This window comes from Paenibacillus ilasis (genome assembly GCF_043195395.1).
Taxonomy (GTDB): domain Bacteria; phylum Bacillota; class Bacilli; order Paenibacillales; family Paenibacillaceae; genus Paenibacillus_AQ; species Paenibacillus_AQ lautus.
On record NZ_JBHDJG010000001.1, the window covers coordinates 2,883,754 to 2,907,548 of the forward strand.

A 23,795-nucleotide genomic window follows, 5' to 3' on the forward strand; every position below is an offset into this window, starting at 1 on the left:
TAACAAATCGTGTGTACTAAAGAACATCCACACCACCCATCTGCTCAGATGCTGCTGCAGGTAACCATCCTTCAAGCAGTGCTCCTCCTTCCGGATGATTGCCTGCAGCAAGTTCGCCTCCGTGCTGCCTAACAATTCTTCGTGAAATGGTTAAGCCTAATCCGCTGCCACCGGTTGAACGACTTCTGGATGCTTCCCCCCGATATAGAGGTTCGAATACGCGCTCAAGTTCTTCCGGAGAGAAGCCCTGCCCGGTATCGCGTATCGTAAACTTAACCTTATTGCCATCCTTGTTACAATGGACTTGGATTTCACCACCTGCTGGCGTGTGTCTGACAGCATTATCCAAAAGATTGTTCATGGCACGTTCTAATAAATGCATATCTCCATTGATAGTGCAGCCATCTGTTACATGGAATGAAATCGAGATGCCTTTTTGCCGAGCCAGCGGACTTAGACTGTTCCTTGAATTCCGAATTACCTGGTTAAATTCAACCGTTTTATGGTTCAGTTCCGACTCCACATACTCCATTTTTGTGAAGGTGAAAAGGTCCTCTACCAAACGATCCAATTGTGCCGATTTATCCTTGCAAACCGCCACATATTGGGCCATTTTCTCCGGGGATTGTGCGATCCCTTGCTCGAGTCCATCCAAATAGCCACGCAAAGCGAACAACGGTGTCCGTAAATCATGCGCAACAGCAGCAATGACGAATCGGCGTTCCTCCTCCAATTCGGCCTGTTTCCGATAGGACTGCTCCAGTCCCTTCACCATAACATCGAATCCGTCGCGGACTTCAGCGATTTCGGTGACCCTGGACATAGGTAACCGAACATCCCAATCCCCTGTTGCAATTTGTCTAGCTGCGATTCCCATCTTCTCGAGTGGTTTAAGAACGAATCTTCTCATTTCCATTCCGACAACAAAGATCGCAAGCAGGAGCCCGATAAAAGCCGACATGACTTGAACTTGATTGGTTTGAGGCAAATACAGAATAACCCTTCCCAGCAATTGGCCGTCCTCTATGACAGAGAACCGCTCGGTCGATAACGTAGTTCCTCGTCGTTCCGGATTGGAACGATAAATTTCCTGATCTGCTGCGGATTGAATGAGAACATCCATCTTCGCTTCGCGCAGCGCTGTATACAATTGGTTTTGCCAGTTCGGATCCGACCATTGGTCTGTGTCCGTTTCAATTCGCTGAGTTATTTCCGATATATTTCGTTGCAGCGTTTCGTTTTGCAGCCGACCTTTTTCGAAGCTGAGCGTCTTGGTTTCCATAAAGTGTGCGGCAACAAAGAAGATCCAAGGCAATAAGAGGATAAAGAAGAAGCAAAGCATTGTAAACGTACGAATGCGGAGTGACCTCATGTTACCCTCCCTCAAAGCGATACCCTACTCCCCATACGTTGACCAGGAATATCGGTTGGTTCGGATCGGCTTCGATTTTCTCGCGAAGCCGGCTGAGATGGACCCGAATCGTATGCCTATCCCCCACCCCATCCCAAAATTTCGCAAGTAATTGTTCATAGGAGAAAACATGTCTCGGGTGTTCGGCAAATAATCGAAGCAACTCATATTCCTTGGGTGTGAGCACGACGTTATTTCCATCCACTAGTACTTCTCTTGTGGACAGGTTTAACTTGATACGGCCGTAATCCAAGACCCTACTATCCATTGGCTGCGAGGAAGCGGAACGCCGCAATACGGCTTTCACTCTAGCAACGATCTCTCCCGGCGAAGCCGTTTTGACGATGTAATCATCGCCTCCGAGAGTCAGGCCGCGAATTTTATCCACATCATCGCTGCGAGCACTCAAAAAGAGGATGGGAACATCGCTCTCCCCACGAATCCGGCGGCAAAACTCAAATCCATTTTGTCCCGGCATCATAATGTCAAGAACCATACACTGAATGGAGTTGTGCTTGAATATGTCCCACGCTTGAGCGGTATCGCATGCAGTCATTACTTGAAAGTTGTCATTCTCCAGAAAATCTCTTAATAGCTCAACAATACTTTGGTCATCGTCTACAACCAGTATCGTCTTTGATCCTCTCATGTTTATCCCACCTTTGCTTTCCTAGTTTATCATTTTTTTAGCAAGAACCAACGCAAGCTTATGTATTGTGATGGTTTGTTTATACTTTTGTGACCTTTCTACATCTTCGTTTGAGATATTCGTTTGTTATGCTTCTACTTGCGCACACGGACAGCCCATATTTCGGGTGATTGTCGGGCGCAGTCATCGATAAAGGAGGTTTACATATGGGTTTGGAAAATAGCGCTTTCTCGTTCTTCCCTTTCGGCGCTTTGTTTTGTCTCACGTTGTTTGCTTTCCTGGCGGTTCGAGTATACGCGATTCGTCAACGTTACAAAAGCGATCATCAAAAGGATGACATCGCTATGATTCTAAAGAATCGAATGGCCAAAGGTGAAATTGATGAGAAGGAATATCGCATGCTGAAAGATCTTCTGATCAAATAGAGACTAGGAGGAATTATGGAATGCTAAACGTTCAAATCGTGTTGTTTGACGGCTTCGACCTTCTGGATGCAACAGCACCTTACGAGGTCTTTTGCGCCGCAGCCATGAATGCTGAAAACGCGTTAAGCGTAGAACTGGTCACCGCCGAAGGTCCAAGATCCGTGCCTAGCGGCATCAACGGGTTGAAGATTGAAGCGAGTGGCAGACTGAACCCGGAACGTGCGGGCATCATTCTCGTACCTGGCGCATCCGGCGATGTCGTAGATGAAGGGCCCGATTCGATTCCGGCTATTCTAAGCCGGGCCATGAGTACGGGATTGACCGATTTGATCAAGCAGGCGCTCCAGCACAAAGACATCATCGTCGCTACGGTCTGCGGCGGCTCCCTGGTGCTTGCCATGGGAGGCCTCTTGGAAGGCAGGCCGGCGGTAACCAATCACCTGGGCATGGATCTACTTGGTGCAACCGGTGCAATTCCCGTCTCGGCTCGCGTCGTGGACGATTGCAATCTGGTTACCGGCGGCGGCGTGACTTCAGGACTCGATGTTGCGCTATATCTGGTGGAACGTGAACTTGGGCCTCGTATCGCTCACGCGGTAGAGCAGTTGTTTGAATATGAACGAAGAGGAACGGTTTGGAAGGATAAAGGGATTGCGCCTAGCGTTCACAAACCATTGACGAGTGAGGAACCAAGCACCGCGGTGAACAAAACAGCGATGACAACCACGCCCAGCTCCGTGCATAGCAATAGCACACAGACATCGGTCTTCGACGGGGATTGGGATACCACCCTCGCTACGCCTGTCGGGAAGCTGGAGGTCAAGCTCTCCATTGCGACAAGACATGAGATGATCCATGGCACCGCAACGCAAGGAGATGAAACCATCGAGTTTATAAACCCCGTGCTTCTGGATAACAAGCTGACCTGGTCGCTGCGAATCACGAAACCCATGCGCTTGAACCTCAAATTTGAAGTTGTCGTCGATGGAGATCACATGATCGGTATGGCCAAAGCCGGCCTCCTGCCTGCATCCAAATTAACAGGAAAACGGGTTTTCTAATCCTATGAAAAACCGCGGCCTACACGCGGTCTGGCTTCCATGAATGTACATCGATCGAGTTTTTTTCAGGAATGGAATGTATCAAATATGGCGCTTCGGGAGTTGGGAACGGATGAAGAAACGGAAATCGTTATACCTACTGCTGGCCTGTGTCAGTATTCTATTTATACTATACGCCTTGGTTAAAAACTACTGGATCGATCCCGGTGCTGCGGGGTTTTTAAGCCATAAAACCGGGCTGAAGCGCGAGCTTAATCTCCCGGTTTGGTTAAATGTCATGTACGTTCATGTTGCATTCGCATGTATGGCCATGGCATCGGGGCTGATTAACTTTTCGAATCGGACTTTTGAAAAAAGCCTCAGGCTCCATCGCATAAACGGCTATGTATATATCGTATCCGTACTGCTAGTTGTGCTGACTTCCGGCTATATGGCCCCCTACGCCACCGGCGGAAAAATAAGCAGCATGGGATTCAATCTGCTGAATATGATCTGGCTGGTTATCACCATTACGGCGCTCGTCCAGATCAAGAGGAAACGGATCAATCGTCATCGCAACTGGATGATTCGTAGTTACGCCTTTTGCTTCACGAACATGTTGATTCATCTCATTACTTCCCTTTTTCATCAGGGGTTTGGGTACGTTTACGCTACCAGCTACACCATCGGCGTTTACGGTTCGATTGCGCTGCTGCTAGTTATTCCTGAAATGATCATCAGAACGAATCGAAAGGAATTGATGTAAGGATGAAAAAAATACTTAGCTTACTCATGTCGTTCACGCTCATTCTAAGTCTGTTAGCCCCCGCAGCAAGCGCGGAAAGCACTAAGAAGCAAGATCCATCCAAGGACAAAAGCATACATGTACAAATCGTATTATTCGATGGGTTTGATCTGCTGGACGCATTAGCGCCATATGAAGTATTTGCTGCCGCTGGCATGTATACTGGTGGAAAAGTCACGGTTGAATTGGTATCTGCAGAAGGTAAACGTTCGGTCCCGAGCGGACTGAATGGGCCTACCCTCGAAGCGCAAGCCGTATTAGACCCTAACCGTTCCGGAATTATAGTGGTTCCTGGAGCGTCGGGAAAGCCGGCGGGGAATTCCCAAGACGCTATTCCCAACATTTTAAGGCAGGCTAAGGATACTGGTTTAACAAGTATGATGAAACAAGCGATGAATAATAAAGAAGTCACGGTGGCTACCGTGTGCGGAGGTTCATTGCTGCTAGCTATGGATGGCTTGTTGAAAGACAGATATGCAGTCACCAATCAGATCGGCATGGGGGCGCTAGGAGCTCTCGGTGCAGTTCCGGTTGAAGCAAGAATCGTGGAAGATGGTCCGCGCTTGGTGACTGGCGGAGGTGTCACTTCCGGACTTGATGTGGCCTTGTATTTGGTTGAGCGCGAAGTCGGGCCGCAGATTGCGAATGCCATTGAACAGTTATTCGAGTACGAGCGTAGAGGTACAGTATGGCAGGCAAAAGGCATAACGCCGATTAGCTTTGAGACGAGCCAGGAAACATCTAAAAAAGCACCCCCGGCTGCACCGGAGAAAAAAGCCGACAAGTGAGGAGCCGAGGCAATCGGGGGGCGTGAAACCGTCTCTCTCCCATCTTCCGTTTATTGGACAATAACAGTCGCAATGAATAAAAGTCATTTCACTTACTCGTTGAGAAAAATCGCGTGAATTCATCAAAAAAGCCGCATTTTGTGCGGCTTTTTTAAGTGCAATCTTTGGTCACTCTACCAAGCAAAGCGCCTATTTTTTTATTTGTAGTTCTGCCGGATGAGTCCCTTTACCCTCTCGCTAAAAATGTAAGAATCAAACCAGCCAGTTCTTCTGCGTGCGTCAGCGTGATCATATGGTCAGCCCCCTCGACTACCTCGAAACGGACGTCTTGAACTCGCTTGAACTGTTCCGCAATTCGCTGCATATCCTCCCATTCGACCGTCCCCTGAATAAACAGCGTGTTTGCAACAAGCTCCTCCAACCGCTCGATCGCTGGCGGCATCGGCCATACCACCTCGAAGCTCTTCCACTCACTAAACACTCTGGTCATATACAACGTATGCATCTCGCGCATAAAATCCCGTTCAGAGCTGGACATCGTCACCCGATAATTCGGCCCGCTTAACGATTGTTCAACCAGACGGTTGACATCGGGTGCACAAGCATTAACTTGGGCCATCCAATCGATGAAGGGCTGGGAGTGCTCGAATCCGGTTAGCGATGGTGCGATTAATACCAACTGGTCGACTCTAGAAGGGTAAGTCAAGGCAAAATTCGTAACTGCCTGCCCTCCCATGGAATGACCGACAAGCGAAACGCGGTCAATTTCCAGATGATCAAGCAATGACCGTAGGTCTTCAACCAAGCTGGTTGGCTTTTGCGGCGCAGGGGATTTTCCCGTTCCGCGACCATCATACGTGATGACTTGATGATTCCGGGCTAACTGCGGAGCAATATACTTCCATTCTCTTGAATCTACACCTGGGCTGTGTACCAACACAACGGGTGTCCCACTGCCTTGAGTCTGATAAGCTAAATCCATTTGAAAACTCCTCTCTCCTATGGATGATGATTCAGATTATGCTTCTAATATAATTTAAGACTGAACATTCGGTCAATAGAAAAACGCGTGAAATCCAAGTGCCTTTCCTTACATGGGGTAAGAACTGTCCAAATCAACACAAAAAGCCGCCCATGGCGGCTTCTTAAACATGCGATAAACCTAGCCAGAATTGATGAGGATAACCCGGTAAACCCTTGAACGTTAAAACACGATCATTGACCAAACTCCAGATTCTGTAGATGATAAAGGAATAGCTTATACGCTGCTGTGAGCTCTCCAGTATTTTAGTCACGACGTCTCCAGCCTTAACAAAATTACCAGGATTGAGTTTATCTTGCAGCTCCATGACCGATTTGACGATAACCTCGTCCAGTTTATCCTCTTGGCAGCCTATGATTTTTCCCTCTTCCCAGAGTCGAAGCACATCATCCTGTCCAGCCAACTCCAACCATTCTGACTCATAACGCTTCCTCAGATCAGAATTAAGAGGGATTCCCTCACCATAATTTCTGACGATTTCGATGTATTTATCTCGTTCGACCAATGCCTGCGATACTGGAGCATTACCCTGCGCCGTTTCTGTGAGTATTTGTGTCACATTGACCATATGGACTGGACTCGTCCGCTCCCTCAGCAGATACATTGCAAATCGAAGCCCCGTTTGATCATGGGCATTATCCCCGCACCATATCACAACGGTCTTGCTCTCCGGTATATTCTTCAGCGTATCGATCATACGCTCGATTTGGTGTTCCTGGTTTATACTGTCTGAATAATATGAGTCCCTGTCATGTTCCATCAACCACATTTGCCTTCGGAGCTGCCCCTCCTTTGTGCTTAATTCCGTGATGGGACCAACTGAAAACCAATCATTAAATGCTACTACCCGAGATTCCTCCCGTTTACCAACTTTACTGAGCGCAACTTTTAATGAACCGGCTTCAGAGAGACTGAACACAATATGGACGTGAGTTTGAAGTTTCTCTTCTTGCAGTCTCTGGTAGCTAACGGTATCTATGTGCATTTCCATCAAATTATACAATCTTTGACCGAACATTCTATCTTCGTGCTCACCATGCGTAGAATCGTGTATCGCTGTATTCACCAACTGACGAAGTAAAAGCCAATGCTCTCTTTCTCCAAACCCGCTTAATTTCTCAAAGAGTTTATCGATTACAATCCCTCCCAAACTTTCGGCTTGATGAGAAGTTACCTTCATTTCATGTGCACATGTATTATAGACTTAATGTATCCACATTCGGAATGCAAGAAGTTCATCACTTCTTGTTCTCAGCACAGCTGCCACGTTTTGATGCCGCGTCCAATACCGACTGGATCGTTTGCTCCTCCAAGTATCGATTCAATTGCCGTTCGGCACCGTCCATCACCTGTTTGACCAGGCATACGCACTCACGGGGATGGTCCTCTTGTTTCTCGGCAGCCTTCTCTTCGGTCAGCAAACGATGCTGCCGCGAATTCATATTTGAGCATTCAAAGAGCTGCTGCCTTCCTTCGATCACCTGTATCACTTCAAGGAATGTAATCTGCTCGGCCGTCTTTGCAAGCTCGTAGCCTCCGTTCACGCCCGGCACTGCCCGCACGATTCCATCCTGCCTCAGCTTGGACATGATTTTGGACAAATAGCTTTCCGAAACGCCCAGCGTCGCAGATAACTCCTTGATTCCGATGTTCTGGTCACGCTCCGAATGAGCCAAATGGATTAAGGCGTGGAGAGCATAATCAACGCTTTTGGAAAACTGTATGGCGGTTTCCTCCTTTAATTTCGAATTACATAGACCTATGATATCCATTATATTAACTCGGATTCGTTTTTGCAATGAACCCAGGTTATAGGGTGGGTCTTGGTTACATTTACCTTCTGATTCTTTGAAAAGATTTGTCCGCAAAAAAAGCCGCCAACATGGCGACTTCGCAAGCAAACTCATATGATAGCCTTACGGTCAACGGGGCATGCAACCGCCGAAATTTGATGGACTATTTCAGCGTGTTGTTATTCCGAGGATCATATAATCCCGATGTGTCCTTGAACCATTCGAAGATATGGGATACACAAACCTTGAGGACCGCATAACCGGGAACGGCTAACAGAATGCCAACCACACCGAACAGATTACCGGCCGTCAGAATGACGAAGATAATCGTAATGGGGTGAATCTTAAGCGTTTTGCCCATGATTTGCGGTGAGATGAACTTCCCTTCGATTAACTGCACGATCGTCCATACCGCCACCATCTTCAGCAGCATCATCGGAGAAGTGACCAAAGCCACAATGAGCGCAGGCGTAATCGCAATTGCGGGTCCCAGATAGGGCACCACGCTGGTGAACGATGCAATAATCGCAAGAATCAACGCGTAATCCAGACCGATGATCATGTAACCGATATAGAGCAGAATCCCAATGCAGAAGCTCACAATAATCTGCCCGCGGATAAACGAGCTGATCTGATGATTGATATCCTGAAGCACATGCAAAATTCCGGAACGACTCTTCGTCGGCAGGAAAGACAATATTTTCAGAGGGAGCTTTTTGCCGTCTTTCAGCATATAAAACAGCACAAAGGGTACGGTCACAATCGACAGCACAACCTCCGTAAAAGCACCCAGAAACCCGCCCACTCTGCTCCATGTATGGTTCAGAATTTCCGTTGCCTTCTGCGTGACGGTTGTCCACCATTCTTGGGAGTTAATGTTCATGGTTTCTTGAATCTGATTATACAACTCGCTGCCCGTTAGATCTTCAAACTGCTGTCTAGCCTTTTCGCTATATGTCGGAAAATTATCAATCAGCCCCATAATCTGGTTGCGCAGCACCGGAATGACCGCGAGCACCACGATCGTTAGAATACCGGCAATAACCAGATACAGGATCAGGATGGACCATCCGCGCTTGATCTTCCATTTTTCCATTACATCTACCAGAGGGTTCAGCAAATAATAGAGAATTCCTGATAAAATGATCGGCAACACGATCGTCTTGATTAACACGGCGAGCGGATGCAGCACAAACGAAATCTTGCTTAGAACCAACACATTGAGTCCAACCAGCAACAGAACAAGCAAAAGAAGCACAAACTTATTGTTCAGAAAAAAGCGCTTGAACCGATCCGGCCAAATACGGGGTTGCTCCATACATGTCCTCCCTTACTTATGTATACATATTCAAGATGTAAAGCTGATTATTGATTCACGACACCGAAAAAATCCGACAAAATGACGTGATCTTCATTCTTTTAACTATAATGTTTGAACAGGGCACATGTCCAGTTTACCAAGAAGGCATTTCAGGTATTCACTGACATAAATACGGGAACAAGCCCGCATGTCACAAGGACACGCAGGCGGAAGCTGTTCAGTATGATCTTACAAGTACCGGGAAATGATGCGCACCAATTTCGCTGGCAGCTCATTCAGGTTGGTCATATCCAAAAACCTCTCGGCACCATAGATCTGACTAATGACATCCTTGTCTTGACCGATGGCGGCCGCCAAAAATTTGACTCCTTTTCTTTCGTATTCGGATAGCGTCTGCTGCATGTCCTGAATAGCCAGATTTCCTGTATAGTCTTCCATGGCTTTTGGCTGCCCGTCGCTGATGCTGATCAACAGCTTGGTTTGCTTCGGTGAAGCTGCTAACCGTTCCGCCATAATTCTTAAAGCCATACCATCCCGATTATTACTTCTGGCACGGATCCCCATCAACCTGAACCGATCCCGAACATCCGGTTGATCATAATCGGCATATGCGAAGATGGACATTTGTTCCAAACGGGAAACATCCGCAGTATCCCCGTAAATTAAAACAGGAATATGGCAAATTTGGCAGAATTCATAGACAGTAATGACCGCCCGCTTGGCCGCCTCTAATCTACCGAAAGCAGCCATCGATGCGGATTCATCCACCCTCAAACCGACCACAAGACCAGGGGATTCCGTCGGAGGACGTTTCTTGGCAAAATACTTGAAATCGCGATAGGCCACGCTGTCAGCCTGAAATTTAGAACCATAGTAATGGTTTTTGGCATATTCCGCGGTGATCTCATGCTCCAATAGCGGCAGCGTCTTTCTGGCGATTTCCCGAACGATGGGCATAAGGCCCTTACTCAGACTCGAATATTCCTCCTGCTGATTCGGTTCGTATTCAGGACGGTGAACGATCAGCTTAACAGCCTGATGAATCGAGTCGGACACGATGGCTCTGGAGACTTGATTCAGTTTTTTGCGGAAGTCCCGCTCCCTCTGCTTCTCCTCCTCCGACATGGGTGCGGGATTGGCCTGATGATATTGCGGTGATCCGTCCTCCCCTGAATCCGTACTCTCCATATCCGCTGATTCATCCGCGAGGATGGTTGTGCTGTTTTCGCTTTCAGCGGACTTTTTTAACCGGAGCCCTTCTTCCTCGGCTTCCCCATCAGAAGTGGAGTCCGGGTCTATATCGCTGCCCCATGTCGTGATCTCCACTGCATCTGCATTCCGCTTTTTATTATTTTCAATCGGGACTTCCTCCAACGTATCCAATAAGCCTTCGCCTACCAGCGCTTCTTCCAGCAGTTTGATCTCTTCCGAATCGGTAGTTATCTTGTAGATCACTTTATGGTAAAGTGCCTCCCTCGCAGGAGCACCTTGAGCAACGGCATCCACCCAATAGAAGTAGGAGCGCATGCCAGCCACGCCTTTAATGGCATTAGCCCGGGCCGTTTTATCCAATAGAATAATGACGCTTGCCAGCACGTCCAGCATTTCTTCGTTCCGATAACCGGTTTTGGCCATTGCCCGCTCCATCATGATCTCTTTGGTCGGCAGGTCCATCTTCTCCGTATGCTGCACTCGGTCGCGCAATGCCTCGTTAAGCGGCCTGGATCCCGCATAACTGCGGTTTGCCGTGATCACGGCTATGAAATCCGGATGCCGGTGCACGATCTCCGTTGGGAGATTAAGACTGCCGCCCGGCTCCAATGCGGAATTTAATGCCATCAATACGCCAGCATCCCGAATCACGTTCGGTTCCTGTATTTCCAGCAGATATCCCTTTTGAAAAGCTCTGACGATCTCGGAAGCGTAAAATCGATACTCTACAGCTCCATCCTGAGCGTTATTCGCAGCCAGCTTCAATAAATGCTTTATCTTGGCGGCAGCCATCTCTTGTGGAATCTCCAGCGCCTCCATTAAAATCTCCGTCGAGCTTCGAAAGCCATCGCTTTCGTATAATGCTTTCAAGGCCGCTTGGTCGGCGGTTTCCAGCTGCTTCATTCGATCCGATGAAATAACCGGTAAAATGGCGCCAAGAATATCCGATTTATCCATATCGGCAAAACAAGTTACTTTGGTATAGGGTAACCTGAAGTTTGCAGACAGCGCCTTGGCGAGCTGTGTTTTTCCGGAGCCGGCATCTCCTTCCAATAGAATATTGGCGATTTTCATCTCGCCGCGATGCCAATTACGCTTAATTTCATTCGTGATTCGGCGTTCTTCCTCGCTTACTTTATGCGTTAATGGTTTTTTCCAGACAAGGCTCTTTTCTTCGTCAGTCCATTCTCTCCCAGGAGACAGCACGCAAGATTCATTGTCATTCTGGTCGTTCATGACCGCTCACCTCCAAACTCTCGTTAACTCTGAACACGGGAAAAGCCTCTTAACTCCCCGTTTGACGGGTTTCTCATCGTGCATAACCCAATTCCTCTAACATTCTCGTTAAAGTGCGCAGACGTTCTCCAATCATCTCACCGTTATCGCTCAATGACTCGTTGAACAGCTTGATATCCTCATGAATCTCTTCGTTATCCGTACAAACAGCCACCGTCATAGCGTTCCCCTGCAATCCGATCCGGTCGATCACAGGATGTTGTGGATCATATAAATGTTCATATCTATAGGCTTCGCTAAAATGGGTCAGGGCACTGCAAATGAGAATGGACAAATCTAGAATTCGATGGATGGGGATCTCATCCGAAGATCCAATCCCTTGTCCCTCGGCAGTTCTCCATACTTTGGCGGCAATATGCGCCTTGCCATCCTCATTCTGCCCGCTCAATCCCAAAGATAGGGCTCTTACATCTGTCTTATATGCGAAACGTCCATCCACTTTCCCATAGTTATCCGAAATCATCACGGGTTTATGATTTGTAGAAGCAGGGTTTTCCATGGTCTCTCCTCATTTCTAAACATTTATAAACGTATTTACGTTTTGTCTATATATATAATAGACATCTTCGCTATTATTGTAAATACCAACTTCCATGCTTCAAGCCAGAACAAACGAAAGGCTGCCGCTCTATTCCCGCGGCAGCCTTGGTACAGCTGAGGTATCCCATGATCTTCCTATTCTAGATGAAACGCTGCTTCAAGCTCGCGAATCCGGTCGTCATCGATGTGTATAACATTGCCGAGCGTACTTGCCGACAGAATGGACTTGGCGCTGTACTCGGCAACTTCCAATCGGTCAAACGCGTTGAGCAGGCTCTGACCGGTAACAATTACACAATTATTATTTACAATGCCAATCGGCGTATCGGCTTTAAACAGTGAAGCGGTACGCTCAGGTTCATTGTAAACCGCATGAAAAGGAAGCTTTGGCATTCCGCGAAGCAAGATATAACTCTCCGGAATCGTTCTTGAATCGAATGCGGTATCGGTTACGGCAAATGCCATGATGTTGGGAGGATGCGCGATAATGACCGAATGGACATGCGGCTGCATTTGGTAGATCGCTTCATGGAGAAAGACAGACTTGCTCGGCTGTTTGCCAGCCTCGACTTTACCGTTCTCAATACGGACAAGGTCACCTGGTTCCAGATCGTTGCGGTCTTTGCCGTAGGGTGTGATGACAAAATCATTTCCAAACAATCGATGGGAAAAGGTGCCCTGCGTGCTTGTGAACAAACCTTGTTTATACGCACGCCGCATGAGTGCGCACATCTCTCGGCGGATTTCTTTTTCCTCCGACGTGCAGGTGTCGTAGATATACGTATCCAACTGCAGCGTGCTTTTGTTGCGGACGGTATCGTAATCCTCATCGGTCAGCAGGACGGGATTTCCGAGTCGACGCGCCTCGATCTCCAGCCGCGCACAGAAGTCCAGGGTTTCAAACCGGTTAAACGCTTGAGAAAGGTCCCCAGCTCCGACCACAACGCCATGGTTCTCCAGCATAACCGTGTCGATCCCGCGCTTGAAAACAGCCGCAATGTTCTCCCCGAGCTGCTCGCTTCCAGGCAGGGCGTAAGGCGCGATCCCGATCTCGCCACAAATCTGCCGTTCGTTCGGAAGCAGCCTGGTATCCGGAATGCGCCGGACGATGCTGAACGAAACCAGTGCGGGCGGATGGGCATGAATGATCGCTTTCAAGTCCGGACGGGCTTGATAGATAAGCCTGTGAAACGGAAACTCGCTGGACGGCTTGTGAATGCCCAGGACCGTGCCGTTCTCCTTCACGCATACCATATCCATCCGGGTTAAAGAGCCTTTGTCCACCCCGGCCGGCGTGATCCAAATATCTCCGTTCTGGTCCCTGATTGACAGATTGCCCCCGGACGTGGTCGTCATGCCATGGTTGTAAATACGATTGATAAATTGAAGGAGCTGATCTGCCGGATGCAAAAAATTCTGATTCATCCCTGCCACCGCCTTATCCGAATGTTTTTGTTTAGTTTTGTTTGTTTTTATTATACTGTTTTTTCTATTGATATTCGAGAACAATTGTGGCAAAAACATAACAATAGCCGAATATAAGGATGATGCTAATCTTGAACCAAAAAAAGAAAAAACAGGGATGATATCATCCCTGCTATCCCGGTTGTGACATAGTTTATCTTCAACTTTACGACCTAGGTACCGCCTTCCAGATCTCCTTCAAGCTCCAAATAACGATCCCGCAACACACCCAATTCATCCTCCGATGCGTTCCAATAGTTCCGTTGATGGCTCTCCAGCAGAGTTTCCAGCATATGGTGATATGCCGAACGGTTATTGTCCCGCATTTGCTTGCTGCGCTGTTCGTCCGCAACATATTCCTTGTGAACCGATGAGAAAATCCAGGAGTCCACCTGGTTCGTTGTTGCTGCCAGACCGAGCAAATTTTCCGTCCGGTCGGCTATGTTCTGTACACCGTGATATTCATGCTTCAGCAATCCGTCCATCCACTTGGGATTGAGCAAGCGGGTTCGAACGCCTCGCTGTATCGATTTGCGCACTTCCTCCGTTAATGCCTGCTCGCGCGTGGTATCGGTGATATACATTTCCGCTCGACTGCCCTTGACGATCTCAACCGATTTCGCCAGCCCTCCGAAAAATTCGTAATAATGGTCCAAATCCGTAATTTCGTGTTCATGATTGCTCCGGATTTGCGAAACGATATCCACGGCAGCCAAGTTGGACTGATACAGCTCAAGCATTTCCTTGCCTCTGTGGTTGGAACTGTACACATGCTTCAGGCTGCTCATAAATGCCGTCCCAAGCTGGCTTTCCTCTTCCCACTGTTTGGTCTCGATCAGCTTGGTTACAGACGTTCCGTATTCCCCTTCGGCAGGACCGTAAATACGGGCGCATGCCAAGTCCCAAGCCTCGTCGTGCCCGGCGCCGGCATTGCGCAGCTGTCGGTACAGTAACTCCGAGTGCTGTTTGAACCCATTTTGATCCAGCGGCTCCTCCAGCTCGGATACTTCTCTAAAAATGCGATGAAGCGTTGACAGCTGGTCCGGAAACATATCGCGGAAAAATCCACAGATATGCACGACTACATTGATTCGCGGTCGGTTCAGCTCGGAAAGTGGAATGATTTCATATCCCATATGCATGGAATGTCCCCGTTCCTTGATCCTGACGCCGAGATAAGCCAGAATCTGGCCTAGCGTCTCCCCTTGGGTTCGCGAAGTTTCCAGCCCCCACATCACGAGTGCCGTCGTTTTAGGATATGTCTGATGGGCTTTATAATACAGCTTCAGGGTATTCTCGGCGATTTTCGAACCGCTTGCAGCCGCCGTCCGGCTTGGAATGGATCTCGGATCAAACTGAACCAGATTGTTCCCGGACGGCAAGACCTCCGGATTGCGAATGCTATCGCCGGCTAGACTAACCGGTAAATATGCCCCATCCAGTGCCCGCAGCAGGTTCTTAAGCTCCATATCCGCTTTGGTGGAATGATAAGCCGTTAAGCCAGTATTCCAAATGTCCTTCCAGCGTGCCATCATTTCATCCGTCAGCGGCGGTGGCTCTGGGATCATTTCATTTTGAATGAAGGATAACACGGCATTTTCCACACTCGCATCCAGTTGTTGCAGTCTTTCAATGTCCGTGTTTTCCAGCAGGTCATCATAATCCCAAGCCATGGAAGCTGCAAATACTCTTTGCAGTGAACCAAGCGTTCCCTGATCATGGCTCACAACCATTTTCATATGCCCTGCCGCTTGTTCATGGTCGTAGCCCTCACCGACAACATGCAGGCCGTTCGGGATCATGGATCTTCGAATCCGATACAGCTCGATTTCGAGCTCTTCCAGATCAGCCGTTTCCATCGAAAGCGATGCAGCTTGGTCCTGTATCCTCTTCTTTACGTCGGGAAGACGCATTGGATTCAGCCGTTCCGTTTCCCGGTACTCATGCAGCATCGCTTCAAGCCCGGCATATTCGCCATATAATCCACTTGTCGCGAAGGGCGGGGATTGATAGCCGATCAAGGCCGCATGCGATCTTCGCTTCGCAATCATTGCCTCGGACGGATTGCCAACATAATACGCATAAAAATGCGGAAGATCTTGAATTAGGGCATCCGGCAAACAATCACCGGACATTCCGCTCTCTTTCCCCTCTAGAAACTCAATGGTACCGTGGGTTCCCACATGCAGGATGGCATCCGCCTTGAATTCGTCCCGAATGTATTGATAAAAGGCTAAATACTGATGGTGCGGAAGGAGGCTCTTATCATGGTAAGCAGCCTCGGGATGCTCGTGAACGCCCCGGCTGGGCTGAACCCCGATAAACAGGTTTCCGGTGAGCAAACCAGGGATTTTGAATGCGCCATCCTCCGTTGTCATGATATTGCCCGGCGCCTCACCCCACTGCGAAATAAGCGCGTTCCTTCGATTGGCAAACACCTTATTATTCTGCTCATAGGCCTTATTGTCGAACTTAGGAAGCTCAACGGACCAACGCTCGTCCGTCCAGACTCCGGAATTGACTGCTCCCTCCCGAATGAAACGCTCCCTTAATTCAGCTCCGGTAAAAACCTCTGTCGTGTATCCGTGATCTTTCATCGCTGTCGCGATTCGGGATATGGATTCGAACGTATCCAGAAACGATGCCTGAAATAAATGCCCCTCCCCGGGAGGATAGTTATAGCCGATGATGGCAATACGCTTTTCGGATGGCTGCTTGGTTCGAAGGTCCAGATATCGCTTAACCCGGCTGATCAATCGCTGCGCTCGTTCCTCTATGACCTGCAGTTCCTTCGTATGCAGCTGCATTTCCTCATCGTATTCACGGCCGGATAATGCGGCAACCGGAAGCATGTCGATGCTCCCGTCAAGTTCGGGCAGCATCATTTGGACCAAAAATTCGGAAGGCGATAAACCCTGCAGCGAGCCTTCCCATTCTTCCCGTTCCCTTCGTGTTAAGAAGAACGGATGGAACATCGGCGCTTCAACATCCTTTAATAAGGATAGGATCTCATCGCTCTTCCCTCCGGTTGGTCCCGCGCCAAGCCGGAACGGAACAAAATTTACGATCAGATCGATCTTCCCACCCTCGGCGCCTCCTTGCATCAGTAAATTTCGCAGCCGTTGGGGATCGACGCGTACCAAGGAAGTGAGTGCGATGGGTAGGACGTTCGCAAATTTTCGAAGGTCCTGTATGATTCCGCCAACGATTTCCCCGGTATGGAGCGGATAGCTGTACCCCATAAAAAGTACGGCTACCGTCGGCACATTGTTCCGAACGGGTGCGAAGGTCTGATACGCCTTCAAAGATTCATACGATCGCTTCAAGAAGGGGTCGTAAATACCTAACGTCTCTAGAACAAAGGGCCGTTCCACCGGTGGCCAATCCGTTACCTTGCCAATGGTTGTAGCGATGTAGCCAAGCATATGCTCCAAATTGTCGATACCTGAATGTCTCCAGTATTCGAGTAAGGTTTGGTAATGCTCAAGATCTTGTCTTTTATCAACCTGAACGAAAGAAGCCGACGGATCCCCCCGATGACCGCTGCCGGCAATATCTTCATAACGCAGCGAGCCCAATCTGAACATATCTTGAATCCCATCCGCATTTCCTCCTAGAATCACCTGCTCGGCCTCAAGACCTGCACAAAGATCATGAATGCGGGAAAGGGTTAGAGCTGGCGTGCCGTGCGGATCATGAATAATGAACTCCGCTTCTTCTACCTTTGCTTTCAGCCGTTTCCATTCTTCTTCCGATAACGTTCCTTCTATATTAAACACGGATAACGATAGACGACTGCGAAGAGATGCGTCCCATTTCTTATATAGCTGCGACAAATCCCTCATCGCTGCATGCGATGTCGTCAAAACAGCGATCTTCACTCCTGTCGCCTCCCCTCTATATTTAACGCGATTTCGGTTCATTTCATGGTGGCGCGGACGGCCCTTGCAATCCCTTTGTCATCTACGTGGTCAAGGAATCTGTATTCCGCACCTAAAGCATCAGCCAGTTCTCTCGAACGTCCCAATTTGACAAATCCCTGCTCTGTATCAAGCACCAGACAGCGAATCCCGGCGGCGTGGATCAGCTTTGCTGCCTCCAGACATTCGTTCCAAATATCAGCATACGCGGTTAATCCGATGGAGCTTTCATTGGCTCGGCCATCCGTTACGATAATCATGATCGGCAGCGTATCGTTATTTCTGCGTTTCTCCGTATGGAGCACCTTGTACGCATGGACAAGCCCGTCTGCCAGAGGCGTCTTTCCACCTGTGGGAATTTCCCGAAGTTGCTTGGACGCGGCTTCGATGCTGCGCGTTACCGGGAGAATGAGCTCGGCTCCGTTATTTCTGAAGGCGATCATGCCAATTCGATCTCTCTTCTCATAAGCATCCTGCAGCAGAGACAGAATAGCACCTTTGACGGCGGTCATTCGCTTTCGAGCCGCCATGGAGCCGCTGGCGTCAACAACGAACAGTAAGGTTGCCCCAACCCGATTCTCCCTTTTCTTTTGACGCAAATCATCAAACTCAATGGCAAACGCCACTCCCTTTCTTTTGGTTCGGATCGTCTGATAGGGAGCCGCCGCGCGGATCGTGGCATCAAAAGCCACGTCGGTTCGCAGGTTCCTGCTCGGGTACATATATCCCATAGCTCTGCCTTTCTTCTGGTTGGCACATGATTTATTTCGTTTACCCGATCCCTCATGATCGATCTTACGCATCCCTTCGAGCTGCAACGGCTTAATTTTATACGTTTCGTCAGGCAGCAGGACCCGTTCCTCCAAACCTTCTGATACGCGCTGTCGATCATCCGCTTGCTGATCTGTCGTACGGCTATTTGCGTCGTGGCTGGCAGAAGAATCGTTGCCGGGATTATGGGGATTCCATTTTTGTTCAGGACTTTTCTGCGGAGGCATGTGAGAAGAGCGAGCATGATCCTCAAGCGATTGCTCCGGCTGCTTATTGTTACCCTGGTCAGGCGAGCCGCCGCTAGAAGCACGGGGTTTCTCCATTGCATGTCTCATTCTGTGGGGAAGCACAAATTCTGCTATCTCCCGGATGTCGGCCGAAGTGACCTCGGTACGACCATCCCATGCGGCGGCAGCCTTTGCCCCTTCAATGAGACTAAGTTCAGCTCGGGAGCTGCTGATGCCAGCTTCTCTAGCGATGGAGGCTGACAATTGAATCATGTCAGCGCACACCTGGACCTGGGTAAGAGATTGTGCGGAGGCTTCGACGCGAAGACGCAGCGTTTCATCTAGTGGCCGATATCGGTTCTGGAACGCCGATGGATCACGCTCAAACTGAAGACTTCGGCGAATAATTTCTGCTCTAGATATGGGATCGCGGATATCGTCCAACGTAACGCTATAACCAAAATGGTCCCGTAGGGGAGGCGATACACTGCCTTCATTGGGATCCATAGCTGCAAGCAGCATGAAACGGCTTCTCCGAACCGCGGATACCCCTTCTCTTTGCAGATATATCCAGCCCGTAGACAGCGCGCTGACAATCTCCTTCAAAATCGCTTCAGGTATTAGATTCATATGATCCGCAAGCAGAAGCTGTCCATCGGCATCTTCCAGCAATCCTGAAGCAAGCGCCAGCTTTCCGCTTTTCATGGCGGCTGCCATATCCAAAGCGCCGAGCAACCGGTCCGGCGTAACGTTGACAGGTATGGATATCATTCGGCGCGGCCTGACCAAAGAAGAGGCCGCGTGCAGCAGAGCGCTTTTACCCGACCCGGGATGGCCATTAATGAGAATGCCTCCGATCGCTGGATTGACAAGAAATAGCAGTACCGCTCGTTTGGCCCTCTCTTGGCCCAAAATCGCACTGAATGGGTAAACTGGAGCGGCGCTCTTCAACTCTTCCGTTATCATGACGGTACCCATTCGACTGATGTCAGCATCGCCTGTAATCGCTGTTCAATGCCGCCGGTATCTTCAAACGGCTGCCGTCTCATGCGATGAGGCAAAACCAAGTACGCCGCTTCTTGCATATGCTCCTTGCTTACAGTCCCCTTCCCTTGCCAGGCAGCCAGAGTAACCGCTGTTTTGATAAGGGTGATGTCGGAACGGTGTCCTTCCACCTCCAGTGCAATGCCGATTTTCGCTGCCAGCTCGAGCACATCGTCCGAGATCGGGATATGGTCCAGACGGTCCCGGGCTTGTAGGATCTGGTTCAACACCCGCTTCTGCTCCGGCTCATATCGCGCAGCAAATGCAGCAGGGTCACGTTCATATTCCAATCGTCTGCGGATTACAAGCGCGCGCTCTTGAACGTCCCTTTCCCCGCCGATCTCCACCGACAGCGCAAAACGGTCCAATAGCTGCGGACGCAGGGCCCCTTCTTCGGGATTCATCGTCCCTACCAATAGGAACCGTGACGGATGAGAATAGGAGATGCCTTCTCGCTCAACGGTATTAACCCCCATGGCAGCTGCATCCAAAAGCACATCCACAATATGATCATCGAGCAGATTAATCTCATCGACGTATAAAATATGGCCGTGGGCCGCAGCCAGCAATCCGGGTTCAAATTTCTTTTCTCCCTGCTTGATCGCATGCTCGATGTCTAAAGCACCGACTACCCGGTCTTCCGTCGCACTCACCGGCAAATTGACAACGTTCAGATCAGGCACAAGCCCCGATAAGGCACGTACTGTGGTTGATTTCGCCGTTCCTTTCTCCCCTCGAATCAGAACGCCCCCGAGCTTCGGATTCACGACATTCAGAACGAGAGCCAGCTTCATTCTGGATTGGCCGACAATGGCTGTAAAGGGATATTGCTGATCTATATGTTCCATTGCGTTCGCCTCCTTATTTCTTGATTAATCCGGTAATCCGGCAAATGGGCTTGTCACGAGCCGGGTCGGTTTCCACGGAAGCTTCAACACCGAACACCCTGCCCAGCAGATCCGGAGTCAAGACCTCGGATGGTGAGCCATAACCTTCCACCTTTCCTGATTTCATCGCCAGGATATAGTCCGAGTAGATCGAAGCGTGATTCATATCATGCAGAACCATGATGACGGTCATCTTTAATTGTTGATTCAATCCCCGTACTAGCTCCAAAATCTCTAATTGATGGGCAATGTCCAAATAAGTGGTCGGTTCGTCCAGAAGCAGCACGCCGGGCTGCTGAGCCAAAGCCATGGCAATCCACGCCCTCTGTCTTTCCCCGCCAGACAGCGTATGCAGAAGTCGATCCTCATAAGGCGTAAGAGCGGTTACTTTCAATGCCCAATCCGTGATCTCACGGTCCCTGGCGCTAACATGATTCCAGTAAGGCTGGTGCGGCGTTCTTCCGTATCCGACCAATTCCTTCACGGTGATTTCAATGGGCTCTTGCGATTGGGCCATATAGGACAGCTGCCTGGCCACATCCTTCCCGTTCAACTCGGATAACGCCTTGCTATCAAGCAGAACCTGCCCTCCTGCGGGCTTCAGCTGGCGCGCAAGTGCTTTAAGCAATGTGCTCTTTCCGCATCCGTTCGGCCCGATAATGCTGTATACGGATCCCGCCTCAAAGGAGATGTCCAGATGTTGAATGATAAACTTATCCTGATATTTCAGTGAAAGATCGCGAATCTCCAAACGTGTCATGCTTTCCTCCTCCTTAACAGATAAAGGAAAAAGGGTGCGCCTAACACCCCCATGATGATTCCAACCGGAAGCTCAATCGGCGTGAACATCATTCTTGCCAGCGTGTCGCAGAACGTCAGGACTGCAGCGCCTAGCAAAGCAGAGGACGGGATGAGAATCCGGTAATCTCCGCCAACAAGCAGCTTGGCGATGTGTGGAATGATCAGCCCAACGAATCCAAGCAAGCCCGCGATGCTGACGGCGCTGGCTGCGAGCAGCGTGGCTATTGCGGTTATCAATAAACGGGACAGCTCTACCCGCGTCCCCAAATTCCGTGCGTTGACGTCACCCAGCATCATAATATTCATCTGCTTGGAGAAGATCATCGCCAGGAGAAGGCCGATAAGCGAGTATGGCAGTATGGTCGAGAGATCCGGCCAGCTTTTGGCGGCAAGCCCGCCGACCATGAAGATCAGGGCACCATGCACCCGATCGCTGTAAAAGGTAAGCATCGCCGAAATCCCGGATCCAAGAAAGGCTGAGACAGCCACCCCGGACAGAACGATTCGCAGAGGGCTTACGCCATCCTTCCATGACAAGAGATAGATAATGAACGCGGCGAGAGTCGCTCCAAGAAATGCTGCGGGCGTCAGTAAGTAATCATACTGCGGTACAACCACAAGCAGGAAAATCCCGAATAATCCGGCTCCGCTGGAGACCCCGATAATATGGGGGTCAGCCAGAGGATTGCGCATGACGCCTTGCAATAGCGCCCCGGAGACCGCCAGGTTCGCGCCTACAAGCATCGCAACAAGCGTCCGCGGAAGCCGGATGTTCCAGATAATATCCCGATTCATCCCAGGCAGTTCATGATGCAGGATACCCGTGATAATGTCCCGAAGCGGAATCATGACGGCCCCTGTAGCTATACTGATCAAGCACGCCGAAACTGCGGCGATCGTGAAAATAATGATCAGGGATACATGACGGACCCTTTTATTCACCATCACCGAAAATCTCCGGATACACCAGCTTGGCTAAATACGCCAAAGACTCATCATAGTGAAGCCCCGGATTGGTAAGAAACAGATCGGATGGTACGACAATGACGTGCTGCTTCTTGACGGCTCCGATGGAGGCCCATGCCGGATTGTTCTCAAGCTCCTCTTTAATCTTCTTCTCGCCAACGGTCTTTTGTCCGTGGATAATCAAAAAGATATAATCCGGATTCTGCTTCACAAGCGTCTCCATGCTGTAAGGCGTCGTGGTTGGACTGTTAGGCGACGATTCCAGATTCTCGGCAGCGTTGGTCAGACCCAACATCTTCGCAATTTCGAGACCCGATGTGCCATTCTTCTGAATCGAAATTCCACCCGGCGTGACATTCAGATTGATAAAGGTACGATCCTCATCCGGCAATTTTGCCAGTATTTCGTTTACCTGCACATCCAGGGCTTCAAGCTTTTCCGGGAGCTGCTCTTCCGTACCCGCTATCTTCGCCATCCATTCGGCTTTGGACTTCATATCCTCATAGCTGGACAGACTCATCAAGGCTACAGGAATCCCGCTGCTCTCGAGCGATTGTACAAGCTCTTTATGAAACCGTACCTGCCCGATAACCAGATCGGGTCTGAGCGCTACAACCTGTTCCAGGTTGATCTGGCTGACGCTGCCAACGGACGATATCGCTTCAGCCTGTTCAGGAATCGAAACGCCGGTAGCCTCCATCCGTCCTACAGCCTCTCCGCCGACCTCGTATAATAGATCAAGGAATTCGGGCGATAGCACGACGATGCGCTCAGGCTGCTGCTGAAGCGTAATAGTGCGATCCGTCGCATCCTGGAATGTTATGTAATCTTCCTGAACTGCGGAAGTATCGGTATCGGACGGTACCGGTATCGATGCATTGTCACTTTGCTTGGTATCCGGACTGCTGGAAGTCTCATTCCCCCCACAAGCTGACATGATGAATGCGAAGAATAAGAGAAATGAACTGACTGCTACGACATAAGCTGTTTTCTTGCGTTGGTTGAATCTGAAGTACATGGATTTACTTCCCCTCCCGATGATAAGTTTGTCTCTAAGCTACCAATCTTGCGTTTGGTCTTCAGAGGTAATATTATTCGTAATTATTACGATTAACAAAATATACTTTATCCCGATTATACGTTTATGTCAATCATTTTCAGAAAATCGTAATCATTCTTATTAGTTTAGGTCATGAACTGATATCGAGAAGAAAAACGTCTATCGACGTACATTCTATAAGTAGACAGACCGCTTTTAGCTGAAGCTTTTCTTGCGAGTTAAGGATGGTTACGCCCCCGAAGTTATACTTTCTTTATTCATAAAAAAAGCCGCCAAAATGGCGACTTCGCAAGTGTGTTTAATTTGTGCGGTCAGCAGCGCCACGGCGCTTCA

At 49.4% G+C, this 23,795-nt stretch carries 19 protein-coding genes; 4 read left to right on the forward strand and 15 right to left on the reverse strand.

Going from position 1 to position 23,795, the window contains the following annotated elements:
• Window positions 1–16: 16 nt before the first annotated feature.
• Together ACETK5_RS13155 and ACETK5_RS13160 are read right to left on the reverse strand one after the other, a co-directional pair.
• Window positions 17–1,372 (reverse strand): sensor histidine kinase, encoded by a 1,356-nt coding sequence (locus ACETK5_RS13155; RefSeq protein WP_394056076.1) that lies wholly within the window; start codon window positions 1,370–1,372, stop codon window positions 17–19.
• 1 nt (window position 1,373) lies between these two features.
• Window positions 1,374–2,060: a response regulator transcription factor gene (locus tag ACETK5_RS13160; protein ID WP_394056078.1), complete on the reverse strand. Its 687-nt coding sequence runs from the start codon at window positions 2,058–2,060 to the stop codon at window positions 1,374–1,376.
• 206 nt (window positions 2,061–2,266) lie between these two features.
• Between ACETK5_RS13160 and ACETK5_RS13165 the strand changes: the two genes are divergently transcribed.
• From ACETK5_RS13165 to ACETK5_RS13180, 4 genes are all read left to right on the forward strand, one after another.
• Window positions 2,267–2,485, forward strand: coding sequence for an SHOCT domain-containing protein (locus tag ACETK5_RS13165; RefSeq protein ID WP_394056080.1), 219 nt, complete (start codon window positions 2,267–2,269; stop codon window positions 2,483–2,485).
• A gap of 20 nt (window positions 2,486–2,505) precedes the next feature.
• Complete coding sequence (locus ACETK5_RS13170) at window positions 2,506–3,546, forward strand: DJ-1/PfpI family protein (protein ID WP_394056082.1); 1,041 nt, start codon at window positions 2,506–2,508, stop codon at window positions 3,544–3,546.
• A 112-nt stretch (window positions 3,547–3,658) separates the two neighbouring features.
• Window positions 3,659–4,291 carry a DUF2306 domain-containing protein gene (locus ACETK5_RS13175; protein WP_394056084.1) on the forward strand — a complete coding sequence of 211 codons (633 nt, stop codon included), beginning with the start codon at window positions 3,659–3,661 and terminating at the stop codon, window positions 4,289–4,291.
• Window positions 4,292–4,293: 2 nt separating this feature from the next.
• The gene (locus ACETK5_RS13180; RefSeq protein ID WP_394056086.1) at window positions 4,294–5,118 is read left to right on the forward strand and encodes a DJ-1/PfpI family protein; all 825 of its coding nucleotides are present in this window, start codon (window positions 4,294–4,296) and stop codon (window positions 5,116–5,118) included.
• Between the two features lie 226 nt (window positions 5,119–5,344).
• Here ACETK5_RS13180 and ACETK5_RS13185 read toward each other — a convergent pair whose 3' ends face one another.
• The 13 genes from ACETK5_RS13185 to ACETK5_RS13245 form a co-directional block, all read right to left on the reverse strand.
• Window positions 5,345–6,100: an alpha/beta fold hydrolase gene (locus tag ACETK5_RS13185; RefSeq protein ID WP_394056088.1), complete on the reverse strand. Its 756-nt coding sequence runs from the start codon at window positions 6,098–6,100 to the stop codon at window positions 5,345–5,347.
• A gap of 163 nt (window positions 6,101–6,263) precedes the next feature.
• Window positions 6,264–7,340, reverse strand: a complete 1,077-nt coding sequence (locus ACETK5_RS13190) for a DUF1835 domain-containing protein (protein WP_394056090.1) — start codon at window positions 7,338–7,340, stop codon at window positions 6,264–6,266.
• Between the two features lie 58 nt (window positions 7,341–7,398).
• A complete protein-coding gene (locus ACETK5_RS13195; protein ID WP_100539353.1) occupies window positions 7,399–7,884 on the reverse strand; it encodes an RrF2 family transcriptional regulator in 486 nt (161 codons plus the stop codon).
• 232 nt (window positions 7,885–8,116) lie between these two features.
• Window positions 8,117–9,271 carry an AI-2E family transporter gene (locus ACETK5_RS13200; RefSeq protein ID WP_100536962.1) on the reverse strand — a complete coding sequence of 385 codons (1,155 nt, stop codon included), beginning with the start codon at window positions 9,269–9,271 and terminating at the stop codon, window positions 8,117–8,119.
• 231 nt (window positions 9,272–9,502) lie between these two features.
• The gene (locus tag ACETK5_RS13205) at window positions 9,503–11,722 is read right to left on the reverse strand and encodes an AAA family ATPase (RefSeq protein ID WP_394056092.1); all 2,220 of its coding nucleotides are present in this window, start codon (window positions 11,720–11,722) and stop codon (window positions 9,503–9,505) included.
• A gap of 73 nt (window positions 11,723–11,795) precedes the next feature.
• Window positions 11,796–12,281, reverse strand: coding sequence for a DUF6530 family protein (locus tag ACETK5_RS13210; RefSeq protein ID WP_394056094.1), 486 nt, complete (start codon window positions 12,279–12,281; stop codon window positions 11,796–11,798).
• Between the two features lie 176 nt (window positions 12,282–12,457).
• A complete protein-coding gene (locus ACETK5_RS13215) occupies window positions 12,458–13,747 on the reverse strand; it encodes a class II aldolase/adducin family protein (protein WP_394056096.1) in 1,290 nt (429 codons plus the stop codon).
• 212 nt (window positions 13,748–13,959) lie between these two features.
• A complete protein-coding gene (locus tag ACETK5_RS13220; protein WP_394056098.1) occupies window positions 13,960–17,667 on the reverse strand; it encodes a cobaltochelatase subunit CobN in 3,708 nt (1,235 codons plus the stop codon).
• A 38-nt stretch (window positions 17,668–17,705) separates the two neighbouring features.
• Window positions 17,706–19,670 (reverse strand): VWA domain-containing protein, encoded by a 1,965-nt coding sequence (locus ACETK5_RS13225; protein ID WP_394056100.1) that lies wholly within the window; start codon window positions 19,668–19,670, stop codon window positions 17,706–17,708.
• Window positions 19,667–20,596, reverse strand: coding sequence for an ATP-binding protein (locus ACETK5_RS13230; RefSeq protein WP_394056102.1), 930 nt, complete (start codon window positions 20,594–20,596; stop codon window positions 19,667–19,669). Before ACETK5_RS13230 ends, ACETK5_RS13225 begins: the two co-directional genes overlap by 4 nt.
• 13 nt (window positions 20,597–20,609) lie before the next feature.
• Window positions 20,610–21,395, reverse strand: a complete 786-nt coding sequence (locus ACETK5_RS13235; protein WP_394056104.1) for an ABC transporter ATP-binding protein — start codon at window positions 21,393–21,395, stop codon at window positions 20,610–20,612.
• Window positions 21,392–22,381, reverse strand: a complete 990-nt coding sequence (locus tag ACETK5_RS13240; protein ID WP_100536954.1) for a FecCD family ABC transporter permease — start codon at window positions 22,379–22,381, stop codon at window positions 21,392–21,394. The genes ACETK5_RS13235 and ACETK5_RS13240 overlap by 4 nt, the downstream gene beginning before the upstream one ends.
• Entirely contained in the window at window positions 22,371–23,420 is a 1,050-nt protein-coding gene (locus tag ACETK5_RS13245; protein WP_394056106.1) for an ABC transporter substrate-binding protein, read from the reverse strand. Before ACETK5_RS13245 ends, ACETK5_RS13240 begins: the two co-directional genes overlap by 11 nt.
• Window positions 23,421–23,795: the final 375 nt, after the last annotated feature.